Source organism: Kineococcus vitellinus (assembly GCF_009906315.1).
In the GTDB taxonomy this organism is placed as follows: Bacteria; Actinomycetota; Actinomycetes; order Actinomycetales; family Kineococcaceae; genus Kineococcus; species Kineococcus vitellinus.
Genome location: NZ_JAAALL010000111.1, coordinates 1 through 13130 on the forward strand (window position 1 = coordinate 1; position 13130 = coordinate 13130).

A 13130-nucleotide genomic window follows, 5' to 3' on the forward strand; every position below is an offset into this window, starting at 1 on the left:
GGTCGGCAGCTGCCGGCCCTCCACCTTCGTGGGCGCGGACGGGTTGACCTCGGAGCTGGCCGCGGCCTGCGCCGCGGACTCCTGCAGCGTCGCCGAGAGGGCGTCGCCGAGGCCGTCGGCCGCCAGCGGGTTGCTGACGATCGTGTCGGCGCCCGTGGTCGCGGCGGGCTTGCGGGTGGGCAGGCCCGCGGTGCTGGCCGGCGCGGCGTCCGGCAGCGCGGAGACCGCGGCGTCCGGCAGCGCGGAGAGCGCGGCGGGAGCCGTGTCGGCGGCCGGCAGGCCGCTGTCGAGGGCGGCCAGCTCGGGCTGGCCGGCCTTGACGCTGCCCGGGGTGAACAGCGAGGCGGCGAGGACGAGCGTGACGGTGGTGCCCGCGCCCTCGGCGGTGTCGATGTGGACGTCCACGTCGAGGCGGCCGGCGAGGCGGCCGACGACGTAGAAGCCGAGGCGCTGGGCGCCGACGAACTCCGAGGCGCGGCCACCGCTGATGCGCCGGTGGGCGGTCTCGACCTCCTCGGCGTTCATGCCGAGGCCGGCGTCCTTGATGGTGACCTCGATGCCGCGCTCGGTCTCGGCGGTGCCGACGACGACGCGGGTGCCCGGGTCGGAGAAGTTCGTCGCGTTCTCGAGCAGTTCCGCCACGAGGTGCGACAGCGACAGCGCGAGGTGGCCGACGACCGGCGGGTCGACCTGGAGGGCCAGGTCCACGCGGCCGTAGTGCTCGATCTCACCGGCCGCGGTGCGGACCACGTCCGACAGCGGCAGCGGCCGGCGCAGGCGGCGGCCGGTGTTGATGCCGGCCAGCACGAGCAGGGACTCGGCGTTGCGCCGCATCCGGGTCGCGAGGTGGTCGAGGGTGAAGAGGTCCTCGAGGGTGTCGGGGTTCTCCTCGGTGCGCTCCAGCTGGTCCAGGAAGGCCAGCTGGCGGGCGAGCAGCGCCTGGTCGCGGCGGGCGACGTTGACGAACATCTCGGCGATCGAGGCGCGCAGCGCGGCCTGCTCGCCGGCGATGCGGAAGGTGGTCTCGTTGAGGTCGTTGATGACCCTGGTGACCTCACCGATCTCGTCGGTGCTGGTGATCTCCAGCGGGGAGAACTCCACGCCCGGGCCCTCGCCCGGGGTCTGCATGCGCTCCACCATGCGGGGCAGCTCGTCGCGGACCTCGGTCGCGGCGGCGGCCAGGGCGCGCAGCCGGCTGCCGATGCTGCGGGCCACGGTGAGGGCGAAGAAGACGACGCCGACGGCGACGAGCAGGGTCAGCGCGGCCAGCAGCAGACCGCGCAGGAAGGCGCTCGAGGCCGCGGCGTCGCCGCGGTCGGAGACGTCCTGGGCGGCGGTGTCGGTGGCCGTGTTGAGGCTGGCGATGACGGTGCCGGTCCGGGTCAGCCACTCCTCGGCGCTGAGCGAGGGGGCGGCCGAGCCGGCCGCGGTGAACGCGTTGCGGTCCTTGCTGACGAACGCGCGGGCCTGGGAGGCCTCGGAGGCGTTCAGCGCGGCGTCGACGCGGTCGGCCAGGTCGGCGTTGAGCAGCGAGTCCGCCTGGTCCTGGAAGAACTCCTGCTCGGCGATGGAGGTGCCGCGGATCTGGGTGACGCTGGCGGAGGTGACGCCCTCCAGGACGAGCAGGCCGGCGACCTGCTCGCGGGAGGCCGCCTCGCTCTCCTTGACCAGGTAGGCGAAGCCGGCCTGGTCGCGGGCGAGGTCGCGCTCGCTGGTGTCGTCGGAGACCGCGAGCGCCAGGTCGGAGTAGGCGTTGACGAACGGGTCGTAGGCGGTGAGCGTCTGGGCGGCGGTGGTGTTGCCGCTGTCGACGATGGCGCGGACCTGGGCGATGGCGCCGGAGGCCGCCTGGGCCTTCTGCAGCGCGGCCGCGGTGGCCGAGCCGCCGTCCGCCAGGTCCACCTCGGTCAGCTCGGCGGCCAGCGCCTGGAGCGCGCCGTCGGAGGCGGTGCGGGCCGCGGCGACCTGCTCGGGCGTGACGCCCGAGCCCTCGACCAGCGACTGGACGCTGGCGAGCCGCTCCTGCTGGAGCGCGACGAGCAGCTGGCTGCCCTCGTCGGCCGTGCCGGCGAACATCGCCACGCGGCGGGTCTCGGCGGCGGAGGTGATGAGACGGACGTCGATCGCGACCGCGGCGACCAGGAGCACCGCGAGCGGGACCGAGAGGAGGACCAGGAGCCTGGCTCTGATGCTCAGGTTGCGCAGCATGTCGACCTTCCGTACGCGTGAGTGGGCTGTCAGGTGCCCACTGAGGTGGAGCAGACCTGGGAGTGATCGGGAGACGGGGTCCCCGGGTTGAGCGGAACCGGGGAACCTCGCCCGGGCGGGTCAGCCGGCGAGCTGGTCCGCGGCGTAGAAACCGCTGTCGACGAGCACCTGCTGGACGTTGCCCGCGTCGACCGAGACGGGCTCCAGGAGCTGCGCGGGGACGTCCTTGACGCCGTTGTTCGCGGTGGCGGTCGTGGTGGGCTGCTCACCGGCCAGGACGGCCTCGGACATCTGCACCGCCGTCTTCGCGAGCTCGCGGGTGTCCTTGAACACCGTCTGCGCCTGCTGGCCGGCGAGGATCGACTTCACCGACTCCAGCTCGGCGTCCTGGCCGGTGACGACCGGCAGGGGCTGGGCGGAGCCGTAGCCGCGGGCCTGCAGCGCCGAGATGATCGAGCGGCTCATGCCGTCGTAGGGCGAGAGGACCGCGTCCAGGCGCGCGGTGGCGTAGTGGGCGGTGAGCAAGCCCTCGAGGCGGGCCGCGGCGGTGGCGCCGTCCCAGCGCTCGGTGGCGACCTGGTCCATCGAGGTCTGGCCGCTGCGCACGACGAGCTTGCCGGCGTCCAGGTAGGGCTTGAGGACCTCCATCGAGCCCTCGTAGAAGCCGTAGGAGTTGGAGTCGTCGGGCGAGCCGGCGAACAGCTCGATCGTCAGCGGCCCGGCGGCGGTCTCGAGGCCGAGCCGGTCGACGATCGCCTGCGCCTGCAGGCGGCCGACCTCCGCGTTGTCGAAGGAGGCGTAGTAGTCGACGTCCGTGCTGCCGGTGAGCAGGCGGTCGTAGGCGATGACGGGGATGCCCGCGGCCTCGGCCTGCGAGAGCACGCCGGTGAGCTGGGTGCCGTCGATGGCGGCCACGACGATGACGCTGACGTCGTCGTCGATCATCCGCTGGATCTGGCTGACCTGGCTGTCGACGTCGTCCTCGCCGTACTGCAGGTCGGTGGTGAAGCCGGCGGCCTCGAAGAGGTCGACCATGCTCTTGCCGTCGGAGATCCAGCGCGTCGAGGACGTGGTGGGCATGGCGATGCCCACGCTCTTGGTGTCGGTCCTCTCGTCGGAGGCGTCGGCTCCCCCGCCGCAGGCCGACAGCACGAGGGCGGCGCCGACGAGCACGGCGGCGTGGCTCTTCTTCAGCACGGGCTTCTCCTTGGTCTGGGCGAGCGCTGCTCGCACCGGTGCGCTGTGGTGCCGGTGGGCCGCGGCCGGGAGACTGGCCGGGTGCTCCACGGGTGTGCGGACCACCGGGCCGACGTCGTCCTGCTGGCGGGCGGCGCGGGACGCCGCTACGCCGCGCAGGCACCGGGCGCGGACAAGCTGTCGGCGCGGTTGGCCGACACCACCGTCATCGGCCACCTGGCGGGGCGGCTTCAGCGCCCGGGGCGGGTCTTCGTCGTGGGTCACCCGCTCGCAGCAGGCGCGGCCGGTCCCACGGTCACCCGGTTGCAGGAGGAGCCCCCCGGAGGGGGGCCGCTGCCGGCGCTCGCGGTGGGCCTGGCGGCCGCCTCGACGCCGCTCGTGGTGGTCCTGGCCGGCGACCAGCCGTTCGCGGCGAGCGCCGTGCCGCGGCTGCTGGCGGCGCTGCGGGCGCGGCCCGGCGCGCTGGCGGCGGTGGGCGTGGACGCGGGCGGGCGGCGCCAGCCGCTGCTGTCGGCGTGGCGGCGCGAGCCGGTGCTGGCGGTGCTGGGCGCGCTGGCCGCCGAGGGGCCGCTGGCCGGGCGCCCGCTGCGCGCGCTGCTCGCGCGCGCGGCGCTCGAGGCGCCCGAGGCGGTCGTGGAGGTCGCGGTGAGCGAGGCCGAGTGCCTGGACGTGGACGTGCCGGCGGACCTGGAGCGCGCGCGCGGGCTGCTCGGCCGGGCGGGCCCGGGAGGGCGAACGTAGGGTCGGCCCGTGCGGATCGTGACCGTTGAGCAGCCCGGCGGCCCTGAGGCCCTCGTCGAGCGGGAGGCGCCCGACCCCGTCGCCGGCCCCGGCGAGGTGGTGGTGCGGGTGGCCGCGGCGGGGGTGAACCGGGCCGACGCGATGCAGCGGCGCGGGCTGTACCCGCCGCCGCCCGGTGCGCCGCAGCACCCCGGGCTGGAGGTCTCCGGGTGGATCGAGTCGCTGGGCGGGGACGTGACGGGCTGGCGGGCCGGGGACGCGGTGTGCGCGCTGCTGGCCGGCGGCGGCTACGCCGAGCGCGTCGCGGTCCCGGCCGGTCAGCTGCTGCCGGTGCCCCAGGGCGTCGACGTCGTCGACGCCGCGGCGCTGCCGGAGGTGGCGTGCACGGTGTGGAGCACGGTGTTCACCACGGCGGGCCTGCGCCCGGGCGAGCTGCTGCTCGTGCACGGCGGGTCCAGCGGCATCGGGACGATGGCGATCCAGCTGGCCCGCCAGGTGGGGGCCCGGGTGGCGGTGACGGCGGGGTCGCCGGACAAGCTGCGCCGCTGCGCCGAGCTGGGTGCGCAGCTGCTGGTGGACTACCGCGAGGAGGACTTCGTCGCCCGGGTGCGCGGGTTCGAGCCCGCCGGCGCGGACGTCGTGCTGGACCTGGTGGGGGCGCCGTACCTGGCCCGCAACCTCGACGTGCTCGGCACCGACGGCCGCCTGGTGGTGATCGCCACCCAGGGCGGCACGAGCGCCGAGGTCGACCTGGGCCTGCTGCTGCGCAAGCGGATCTCCGTGCACGCCAGGACGTTGCGCTCCCGGTCGCCGGAGGAGAAGGCGGCGGTCGTGGCGAGCGTGCGCGACCACGTGTGGCCGCTGGTCGTCGACGGCGGCGTGCGCCCGGTCGTGCACGAGCGCTTCGAGCTGGGGCGGGCCGCGCGCGCGCACGAGGTGATGGAGGGCTCCTCGCACGTGGGGAAGCTGCTGCTGGTGACGGGGGCCGAGGCGCCCGCGTGAGGCCCGAGGAGTTCGCCCGGCGCTTCCCCCCGCACGTGCTGCGCGACTACGCGCTGGTGGCCGACGGCGCGCGCGGCGCGGTCGTGGGCCCGCGCGGGGACATGACGTGGCTGTGCGCGCCGACCTGGCACGACGACGCGGTCTTCGCCGCCCTGCTGGGCGGGCGGGGCGCGTTCTCGGTGACGCCGGTCCACCCGTTCGTGTGGGGCGGGCACTACGAGCCGGGGACGCTGGTCTTCCGCCACCGCTGGACCTCGCGCGGGGACGGGACGGTCGACTGCCGCGACGCGCTGGCGATGCCGAGCGACCCCGAGCGCGCCGTCGTGCTGCGCGAGGTGGTCGCCGCGCAGGGCGAGGCCGAGGTCGACGTGCTGCTGGACCTGCGCGCCGGGTTCGGCACGAAGGCGCTGCGGAACCTGCGCCGCGACGAGCAGGGGCGCTGGAGCGGGCGCACCGGGGACCTGCGGGTGCGCCTGAGCGGCCTGGCGGAGGCCGACGTCGAGGACGGGGTGCTGCGCCGGCGGCTGCGGGTGCCCGCCGGCGCCAGCCACCACCTCGTGCTGGAGGTGGGGACCCGGCTGCCCGAGGAACCGCCGGACCCCTGGCACGCCTGGCAGTCCACCGAGCACACCTGGCGCTCGGCGGTCCCGGAGGTCCGCGACAGCGTCGCCCCGACGGAGGCGCAGCACTCGTTCGCGGTGATCCGCGGCCTGACCTCCGACTCCGGCGGCATGGTGGCGGCGGCGACGATGTCGCTGCCCGAGCACGCCGAGCGCGGCCGCAGCTACGACTACCGCTACGCCTGGGTGCGCGACCAGTGCTACGCCGGGCTCGCGCTCGCCGAGTGCGGTGCGCCGCACCCGCTCTTCGAGACGCTCGTCGGCTTCGTCACCGAGCGGGTGCTTGCCGACGGGCCGGGCATGTCGCCGGCGTACACGGTGCTCGGCGCGCCGGTGCCGGCCGAGCGCACGACGGGGCTGGCGGGCTACCCCGGCGGCTGGGACGTCGCCGGCAACCACGTGCGCGGGCAGTTCCAGCTCGACGCGTTCGGCGAGGTCCTGCAGCTGCTGGCCGCCGCCGCGCGCTTCGACGCCCTCGACGCCGACGGCTGGCGGGCCGTGGAGGTGGCGGTCTCGGCGATCGAGCAGCGCTGGCAGGAGCCGGACGCCGGCATCTGGGAGATCGAGGACGACCGCTGGACGCACTCGCGCCTGGAGTGCGTGGCGGGGCTGAAGTGCGTGGCCGGCGTCTCCGCCCCCGGCGACGCGGCGCGCTACTCGGCGCTGGCCGACGAGGTGCTGGCGCGGACCTCGCGCGAGAGCCTGCACCCGGTGGAGGGGCGCTGGCAGCGCAGCCCGGGGCAGCCGGGGGTCGACGCGGCCCTGCTGCGCCCGCCGCTGCACGGGGCGCTGCCGGTGGACGACCCGCGCTCGCGGGCGACGCTGGAGGCGGTGCGCCGGGACCTGGTGGAGGACCACCACGTGTACCGCTACTCCCCCGACTCGATGCCGCTGGGCACCACCGAGGGGGCCTTCCTGCTGTGCGGCTTCCTGCTGGCGGAGGCGCTGCACGCGGCCGGCGAGGAGGTCGACGCCTTCCGCTTCTTCGAGCGCAACCGGGCCGCGTGCGGACCGGCGGCGCTGCTCAGCGAGGAGTGGGACGTGCGCCAGCGCCAGCTGCGGGGGAACCTGCCGCAGGCGTTCGTGCACGCGGCGCTGCTGTCGAGCTCGGTGCGCCTGGCCCGCTGAGCCCACCGGGCGGGGACGGCGAGACCCCCTCGACCCCCCGCTGCGGCGGGGTCGCGGGGGTCTCGCGGGGCGTCACTCGGCCGAGGGGGCCTCGGGGGAGGACTCGGTGGCGGGCCCGGTGCTGGGCTCGGTGGCGGACTCGGTGGCCTCGCGGGTCTCGACCGCCTGCGGGGCGGCCGCGGTGACCGCGATGCGGGTCGGCTGCGCGCTGGCGTGCGCACCGGCGACGCGCACCGTGAGGACCCCGGCGTCGTAGCTCGCGCTGACGGCGTCGGCGGCGACGGTGACCGGCAGGGAGAAGCTGCGGCGGAAGGCGCCGTAGCGGAACTCGCTGCGGCCGCGCTGGTCGTCCGCGCGGACGTCCCGGCGCTCGCCGCGGACCACGAGGGTGCCGCGCTCGACCTCGACGCTCACGTCGTCGAGGGCGACACCGGGCAGCTCCAGGCGCACGAGCGCGTCGTCGCCGTCGCGGGTGACCTCGGCGGCGGGAGCGAAGCCGCCGGTGCGGGCCGGGGCGGTGCTCGTCAGCGGCCCGAAGGCGCTGCGGACCAGGGCGTCGAACTGGGCGTCGAAGGGGCTGCGGCGCCACACGGACATCGTGTTCATCAGTGTCCTCCTCGGACGGCTGGTGGCGCTCGGGGTGAGCGCCGTCGACTGACCCAACGTGAGTCCCCCCGACTCAATTCCGGGCGGTGCGCTCGTTCGCCCTGGGCTGACGCGCGACCGGGGCCGACCCCGGCGAGGATCGCGGCATGGACTACGTGAAGCTCGGCCGCACCGGCCTGGAGGTCTCCAAGCTCGTCCTCGGCTGCATGAGCTACGGCGACCCGCAGCGCGGGGGCCACTCCTGGACCCTGCCCGAGGAGGAGAGCGCGCCGTTCCTGCACAAGGCGCTGGACGCCGGCGTGAACTTCTTCGACACCGCGAACGTCTACTCCGACGGCTCCAGCGAGGAGATCGTCGGCAAGGTGCTGCTGTCCGCGGTGCCCCGCGACCAGGTCGTCATCGCCACCAAGGTGTTCAACCGGATGCGCCCGGGGCCCAACGGGGCGGGGCTGTCGCGGCAGGCGATCCTCACCGAGGTCGACAACTCCCTGCGCCGGCTGGGCACCGACTACGTCGACCTCTACCAGATCCACCGCTTCGACCCCACGACGCCGCTGGAGGAGACGCTGCAGGCGCTGCACGACGTCGTCCAGGCCGGCAAGGTCCGCTACCTGGGGGCGTCCTCGATGTGGGCGTGGCAGTTCGCCAAGGCCCTGCACCTGCAGGAGCTCAACGGCTGGACCCGCTTCGTGACGATGCAGGACCACTACAACCTCCTCTACCGCGAGGAGGAGCGCGAGATGCTGCCGCTGTGCGCCGACGAGGGCATCGGCGTCATCCCGTGGAGCCCGCTGGCGCGCGGGAAGCTGACGCGCGACTGGGACGCCACGACCAGCCGCTCGGAGACCGACGAGTTCGGCAAGACGCTCTACCGCGACTCCGACGCGGCGATCGTCGCCGCGGTCGCCCGCGTCGCCGAGCGCCGCGGCGTCCCGCGCGCGCAGGTCGCCCTCGCCTGGGTCGCGCGCAACCCGGTCGTCACGGCGCCCATCGTGGGGGCGACCAAGCCGCACCACCTCGACGACGCGATCGCGGCGGTGGACCTGCACCTCACCGACGAGGAGGTCGCCGAGCTGGAGGCCCCCTACGAGCCCCACGAGGTCGCCGGCTTCTGACGGGACCTCCGTCCGTTCCCGATCCGTGATCTTCCACGGTGCACCGTGGAAGATCACGGATCGGGGCGGGGCTCAGGGCTGCGCGAGCACGGCGCGGGCCAGCGAGGCGTGCGTGACGAGCGTGGAGACGATCCCGCTGCGCAGCACGCCGGCGGTGGCCTCGGCGCGCACGTCGCCGCAGGCCATCGCCACGACGTCGGGCACGGCGCGCAGCTGGCGGCCGGTGACGCCGATGACGCGGTCGGCCAGCGCGTCCACGTCCTGGCCGTCGGCGCCGAAGAGCACCCCGGTGACCTCGGCGACGACGCCGGCGCGCGCCAGCGCCCGGCGGTCGGCGTCGCCGAGGGCGTCCAGGGCGGTGGACTCCCCCGGCCGCCAGGCGCCGACGGAGACGACGGCCCTGGTCAGCCGGTCGAGCTCGGCCAGGGCCTCGCAGATGCCGGACTGCGAGCGCAGCCCCTCGGCCGTCGCGGCGTCCGGCACGGCCAGCGGGGCGTAGAAGGTGGTCGCCGAGGACCCGGTGGCCTCCGCCGCCCGGCGCACCAGCTCGACGGCGCTCTCCTCGACGTCCGGGCGCGGCAGCGCGCCGGACAGCTGCACGAAGCGGCAGCCGAGCCCGGCGTGCAGGGCCGCGGCCAGCTCGGAGATCGTGCGCCCCCAGGCCAGCCCGACGACGTCGTCGGGCCCGACGCTCTCCTCCAGCAGGCCGGCGGTGAAGCGGGCGACCGCCCGGCGCTGGCCGGGGACGGTGTCCACCTCGGGCTTGACGACGTAGGCGGCGCGCACGTCGAAGCGGGCGCGCAGCGCGTCGGCGAGGTCGCCGTCCAGGGAGCTGGGCACGGTGACGCGGATCTGCACCAGCCCGGCGTCCTGGGCGTCGGCGAGCAGCCGGGCGACCTTGAAGCGGCTGACCCCGAGCTGGCGGGCGATGTCCACCTTGGTCTGGCCCTCGACGTAGAAGCGGCGGGCCGCGTCGGCGGCGAGCGCGAGGGCGCTCGGGGAGGCGGCCGTCCCACCGCGCAGCGGCGTCCTCGCCATCGCAGCCCTCCTCGGCTCGTGGTGACCTCGGCGGGGAGCCTGATTGACAACCCCTGCGCCAGCCGTGAGTATTGCACAGCTGAGAGTAAGCCGCTCAGATGAGCGCGGTGTCGACGACGACTCGGGAGGTCACCTTGACCAGGCTCAACGGGCGCCGCGGCGGCTCCCCCCACCCACCGCAGGGCCTCTGGACCCCCGGCGCACCGAGCCGGCGCTCGGTCCTGGCCGGCGCGGCCGGGCTCGGCGGGACCGCCCTGCTGGCCGGCTGCGCGGGAGCGGGCACCTCCCCCGGCGGCGGCTCGGACAGCATCGACGTCCTCATGGTCAACAACCCGCAGATGATCGACCTGCAGGCCCTCACCGAGGAGCACTTCACCCGCCCCACGGGGATCCGGGTCAACTACACCGTCCTGCCCGAGAACGACGTGCGCGACAAGATCGCCCAGGAGTTCTCCAGCCAGGCCGGCACCTACGACGTGGCGTCCATCTCCAACTACGAGACGCCGTTCTACTCCCAGCTCGGCTGGATCCTGCCGCTCGACGAGTTCTTCGACGCCGACCCGGACTTCGACCAGGCCGACATCCTGCCGTCGATGTCGACGGCCCTCACCGGCGACGACGGGCGCATCTACGCCGAGCCGTTCTACGGCGAGTCCTCCTTCCTCATGTACCGCGCGGACGTCTTCGAGCAGCTGGGCATCGAGCTGAGCGCCCAGCCCACCTGGGAGGAGGTCGCCGAGATCGCCGCCCGCATCGACCGCAACGTCCCCGGCGAACCGGGCATGCGGGGCATCGCGCTGCGCGGCCAGCCCGGCTGGGGCCAGGTGTTCGCCCCGCTCACCACCGTCGTCAACACCTTCGGCGGCACCTGGTTCGAGGAGGACTGGACGTCGAGGGTCAACGCCCCCGAGTTCGTGGAGGCCACGAGCTTCTACGTCGACCTCGTGCGCACGCACAGCCCGCTGGGCAGCGCGCAGGCCGGGTTCGCCGAGTGCCTCAACGCGCTCACCCAGGGCCAGGCCGCCATGTGGTACGACGCGACGTCGGCCGCGGGCTCGCTCGACGCCGAGGACTCCCCCGTCGCGGGGAGGATGGGCTACGCACCGGCCCCGGTGAAGGAGACCGAGTCCTCCGGCTGGCTGTTCGCCTGGAGCTGGGCCATCCAGACCGCCTCGACCAAGCGGGACGCCGCGTGGCGGTTCATCTCCTGGGCCTCGGGCAAGGAGTACGAGGAGCTCGTCGGCAACGAGGTCGGCTGGGCCAGCGTCCCCTCCGGCAAGCGCACGTCGACCTACGAGAACAGCGAGTACCGCGAGAGCGCCGGGCCGTTCTGGGAGCCGACGCAGCAGTCGATCCTGGCCGCCAAGCCCGACGACCCCGGCGTGCAGCCGCGGCCCGCGCCCGGCATCCAGTTCGTCGCCATCCCCGAGTTCGCGAACCTCGGCACGCTGACGTCGCAGGGGGTCAGCGCGGCCATCGCCGGCAGCACCACCGTCGAGGAGGCCCTCGACACCGGCCAGGAGCTGGCCACCACCCAGGTCACCGAGCGCTACCAGAGCTGAAACCCCGCCGGAGGTCTTCATGAGCAGCACAACCACCACGCGGGGCAAGACACCCGCGGTGGGCCCCAACGTCCCCAACGACGCGGGCGGAGCGCGCCGGGCCGCCGACTGGGCGCGCCGGGCACCGCTCCTGCCCGCCCTGATCTTCACGATCGTCGTGACGCAGCTGCCCTTCGTGGCGACGATCGTCATCTCCTTCATGGACTGGAACGCCTTCCACCCCGAGGACCGCGGCTTCGCCGGGTTCGGCAACTACGTGCGCGTGTTCAGCGACCCCTCGCTGCGGGCCTCGGTGTGGGTCACGATCCTGCTCACCGTCGTCGTCGTCGGCGTCAGCCTCGTCCTGGGCATGCTCATCGCCCTGCTGCTGGACCGCAAGTTCCTGGGCCGCGGCCTGGTCCGCACCATGATGATCGCGCCGTTCCTCGTGGTGCCGATCGCCGCCGCGCTGCTGTGGAAGCACGCCCTGCTGAACCCGAACTACGGCCTCTTCAACGGCGCGCTCACCTGGATCTGGAGCCTGTTCGGCAGCGACAGCCCGCCGCAGCCGGACTGGCTGAGCCAGATGCCGCTCATCTCGATCATGGCGTCGCTCATCTGGCAGTGGACCCCGTTCATGATGCTGATCCTGCTGGCCGGCCTGCAGTCCAAGCCGGCCGACGCCGAGGAGGCCGCCCGCATGGACGGGGCGAACGCCTTCGGCATCTTCCGCTACCTGACGCTGCCGCACCTGCGCCAGTACCTCGAGCTCGGTGGTCTGCTGGGCGCCATCTACATCGTCCAGAACTTCGACGCCGTGTTCACCATCACCTCCGGCGCCCAGGGCACCGCCAACCTGCCGTACACGATCTACCAGGCCTTCTTCTCCGCCCAGGACTACGGGCTGGCCTCGGCCATGGGCGTCGTCGTCGTCATCGGCACGATCATCGTGGCGACCTTCGCCCTGCGCACCGTCTCGTCCATGTTCAAGCAGGAGGCCGGCCGATGAGCACCGCCACCGCCACCGTCCCGGGCACCAACGTCCCGACCTCGCGCGGCGAGCGCCGGCGCCGGGAGATGAAGCGCTCCAGCCCGCTGTGGGGGCTGCTCGCCTGGATCGTCGGCCTGCTGTTCGTGGCCCCCGTGCTGTGGATGGTCCTGACGTCCCTGCACTCGGAGACCGACGCCGCCACCAACCCGCCCTCGCTGGCGGCGGGCCTGACCCTCGACGGCTACCGCTCCTTCCTCGACGCGAACCCGGGCGTGCCGCTGCTGAACTCGCTGTGGGCCTCGCTCGTCTCCACCGCCGTCGTCCTGTGCCTGGCCATCCCGGCCGCCTACGCGCTGTCGATCCGGCCGGTGCGCAAGTGGTCCGACGTCATGTTCTTCTTCCTGTCCACGAAGTTCCTGCCCGTCGTGGCCGCGCTGCTGCCGCTGTACCTGTTCGCCATCAACACCGGCCTCGTCGACAACATCTGGCTGCTCACCCTGCTGTACACCTCGATGAACCTGCCGATCGCGGTCTGGATGATGCAGTCGTTCCTGTCCGAGGTCCCCGTGGACATGCTCGAGGCCGCCTCCATCGACGGCGCCGGGCTGATGCGCACGCTGCGCACGATCGTCGCGCCGGTCGCCATGCCGGGCATCGCCGCGACCGCGCTCATCTGCTTCATCTTCAGCTGGAACGAGCTGCTGCTGGCCCGCACCCTCACCGCGACGGTCGCGGGGACGGCCCCGGTCTTCCTCACCGGCTTCGTCACCAGCCAGGGGCTGTTCCTGGCCCAGCTGTGCGCAGCCGCCACCGTCGTCTCGCTGCCCGTGCTCGTCGCCGGCTTCGCCGCCCAGGACAAGCTGGTGCAGGGCCTGTCGATGGGTGCCGTCAAGTGACCGCAGGCCCACCCGAGGTCCCGACCGACGCACCACCCCCCACCCCC

At 74.2% G+C, this 13130-nt stretch carries 11 protein-coding genes; 7 read left to right on the forward strand and 4 right to left on the reverse strand.

Annotated features, from left to right (window positions below):
* The coding region (locus GTQ99_RS11440; RefSeq protein ID WP_166615861.1) for a sensor histidine kinase at nt 1–2208 on the reverse strand (2208 nt) is incomplete at its 3' end.
* Nucleotides 2209–2328: 120 nt separating this feature from the next.
* Entirely contained in the window at nt 2329–3402 is a 1074-nt protein-coding gene (chvE, locus tag GTQ99_RS11445) for a multiple monosaccharide ABC transporter substrate-binding protein (protein WP_166615871.1), read from the reverse strand.
* Nucleotides 3403–3486: 84 nt separating this feature from the next.
* Here chvE and mobA point away from each other — a divergent pair, with 84 nt between their 5' ends.
* Genes mobA through GTQ99_RS11460 form a run of 3 tightly spaced genes read left to right on the forward strand, consistent with a single transcriptional unit; the run spans nt 3487 to nt 6896 of the window.
* Nucleotides 3487–4146 carry an NTP transferase domain-containing protein gene (gene mobA, locus GTQ99_RS11450; RefSeq protein WP_166615862.1) on the forward strand — a complete coding sequence of 220 codons (660 nt, stop codon included), beginning with the start codon at nt 3487–3489 and terminating at the stop codon, nt 4144–4146.
* A gap of 9 nt (nt 4147–4155) precedes the next feature.
* Nucleotides 4156–5148 carry a zinc-binding dehydrogenase gene (locus GTQ99_RS11455; protein WP_166615863.1) on the forward strand — a complete coding sequence of 331 codons (993 nt, stop codon included), beginning with the start codon at nt 4156–4158 and terminating at the stop codon, nt 5146–5148.
* Nucleotides 5145–6896 carry a glycoside hydrolase family 15 protein gene (locus GTQ99_RS11460; RefSeq protein WP_166615864.1) on the forward strand — a complete coding sequence of 584 codons (1752 nt, stop codon included), beginning with the start codon at nt 5145–5147 and terminating at the stop codon, nt 6894–6896. Before GTQ99_RS11455 ends, GTQ99_RS11460 begins: the two co-directional genes overlap by 4 nt.
* A 72-nt stretch (nt 6897–6968) precedes the next feature.
* Here GTQ99_RS11460 and GTQ99_RS11465 read toward each other — a convergent pair whose 3' ends face one another.
* A complete protein-coding gene (locus GTQ99_RS11465; RefSeq protein WP_166615865.1) occupies nt 6969–7502 on the reverse strand; it encodes an Hsp20/alpha crystallin family protein in 534 nt (177 codons plus the stop codon).
* Between the two features lie 146 nt (nt 7503–7648).
* On the opposite strand from GTQ99_RS11465, the gene GTQ99_RS11470 reads away from it, so the two are divergent.
* On the forward strand, nt 7649–8617 hold the full coding sequence (locus tag GTQ99_RS11470; protein ID WP_166615866.1) for an aldo/keto reductase: 969 nt from the start codon (nt 7649–7651) through the stop codon (nt 8615–8617).
* 72 nt (nt 8618–8689) lie between these two features.
* Here the strand turns inward: GTQ99_RS11470 and GTQ99_RS11475 are convergent, their stop codons facing one another.
* On the reverse strand, nt 8690–9655 hold the full coding sequence (locus GTQ99_RS11475; protein ID WP_166615867.1) for a sugar-binding transcriptional regulator: 966 nt from the start codon (nt 9653–9655) through the stop codon (nt 8690–8692).
* Between the two features lie 107 nt (nt 9656–9762).
* Between GTQ99_RS11475 and GTQ99_RS11480 the strand changes: the two genes are divergently transcribed.
* Genes GTQ99_RS11480 through GTQ99_RS11490 form a run of 3 tightly spaced genes read left to right on the forward strand, consistent with a single transcriptional unit; the run spans nt 9763 to nt 13083 of the window.
* Nucleotides 9763–11217, forward strand: a complete 1455-nt coding sequence (locus tag GTQ99_RS11480) for an ABC transporter substrate-binding protein (RefSeq protein ID WP_338074930.1) — start codon at nt 9763–9765, stop codon at nt 11215–11217.
* A gap of 19 nt (nt 11218–11236) precedes the next feature.
* Nucleotides 11237–12205 (forward strand): carbohydrate ABC transporter permease, encoded by a 969-nt coding sequence (locus GTQ99_RS11485; RefSeq protein WP_166615869.1) that lies wholly within the window; start codon nt 11237–11239, stop codon nt 12203–12205.
* Nucleotides 12202–13083 carry a carbohydrate ABC transporter permease gene (locus GTQ99_RS11490; RefSeq protein ID WP_166615870.1) on the forward strand — a complete coding sequence of 294 codons (882 nt, stop codon included), beginning with the start codon at nt 12202–12204 and terminating at the stop codon, nt 13081–13083. The genes GTQ99_RS11485 and GTQ99_RS11490 overlap by 4 nt, the downstream gene beginning before the upstream one ends.
* The last annotated feature ends 47 nt before the right edge of the window (nt 13084–13130 follow it).

What these genes read in the sequence shown, in the direction of transcription:
- GTQ99_RS11465 (WP_166615865.1), bottom strand. Translation starts at nt 7,502, where the DNA reads ATGAACACGATGTCCGTGTGGCGCCGCAGCCCCTTCGACGCCCAGTTC.
- GTQ99_RS11470 (WP_166615866.1), top strand. Translation starts at nt 7,649, where the DNA reads ATGGACTACGTGAAGCTCGGCCGCACCGGCCTGGAGGTCTCCAAGCTC.
- GTQ99_RS11475 (WP_166615867.1), bottom strand. Translation starts at nt 9,655, where the DNA reads ATGGCGAGGACGCCGCTGCGCGGTGGGACGGCCGCCTCCCCGAGCGCC.
- GTQ99_RS11485 (WP_166615869.1), top strand. Translation starts at nt 11,237, where the DNA reads ATGAGCAGCACAACCACCACGCGGGGCAAGACACCCGCGGTGGGCCCC.
- GTQ99_RS11490 (WP_166615870.1), top strand. Translation starts at nt 12,202, where the DNA reads ATGAGCACCGCCACCGCCACCGTCCCGGGCACCAACGTCCCGACCTCG.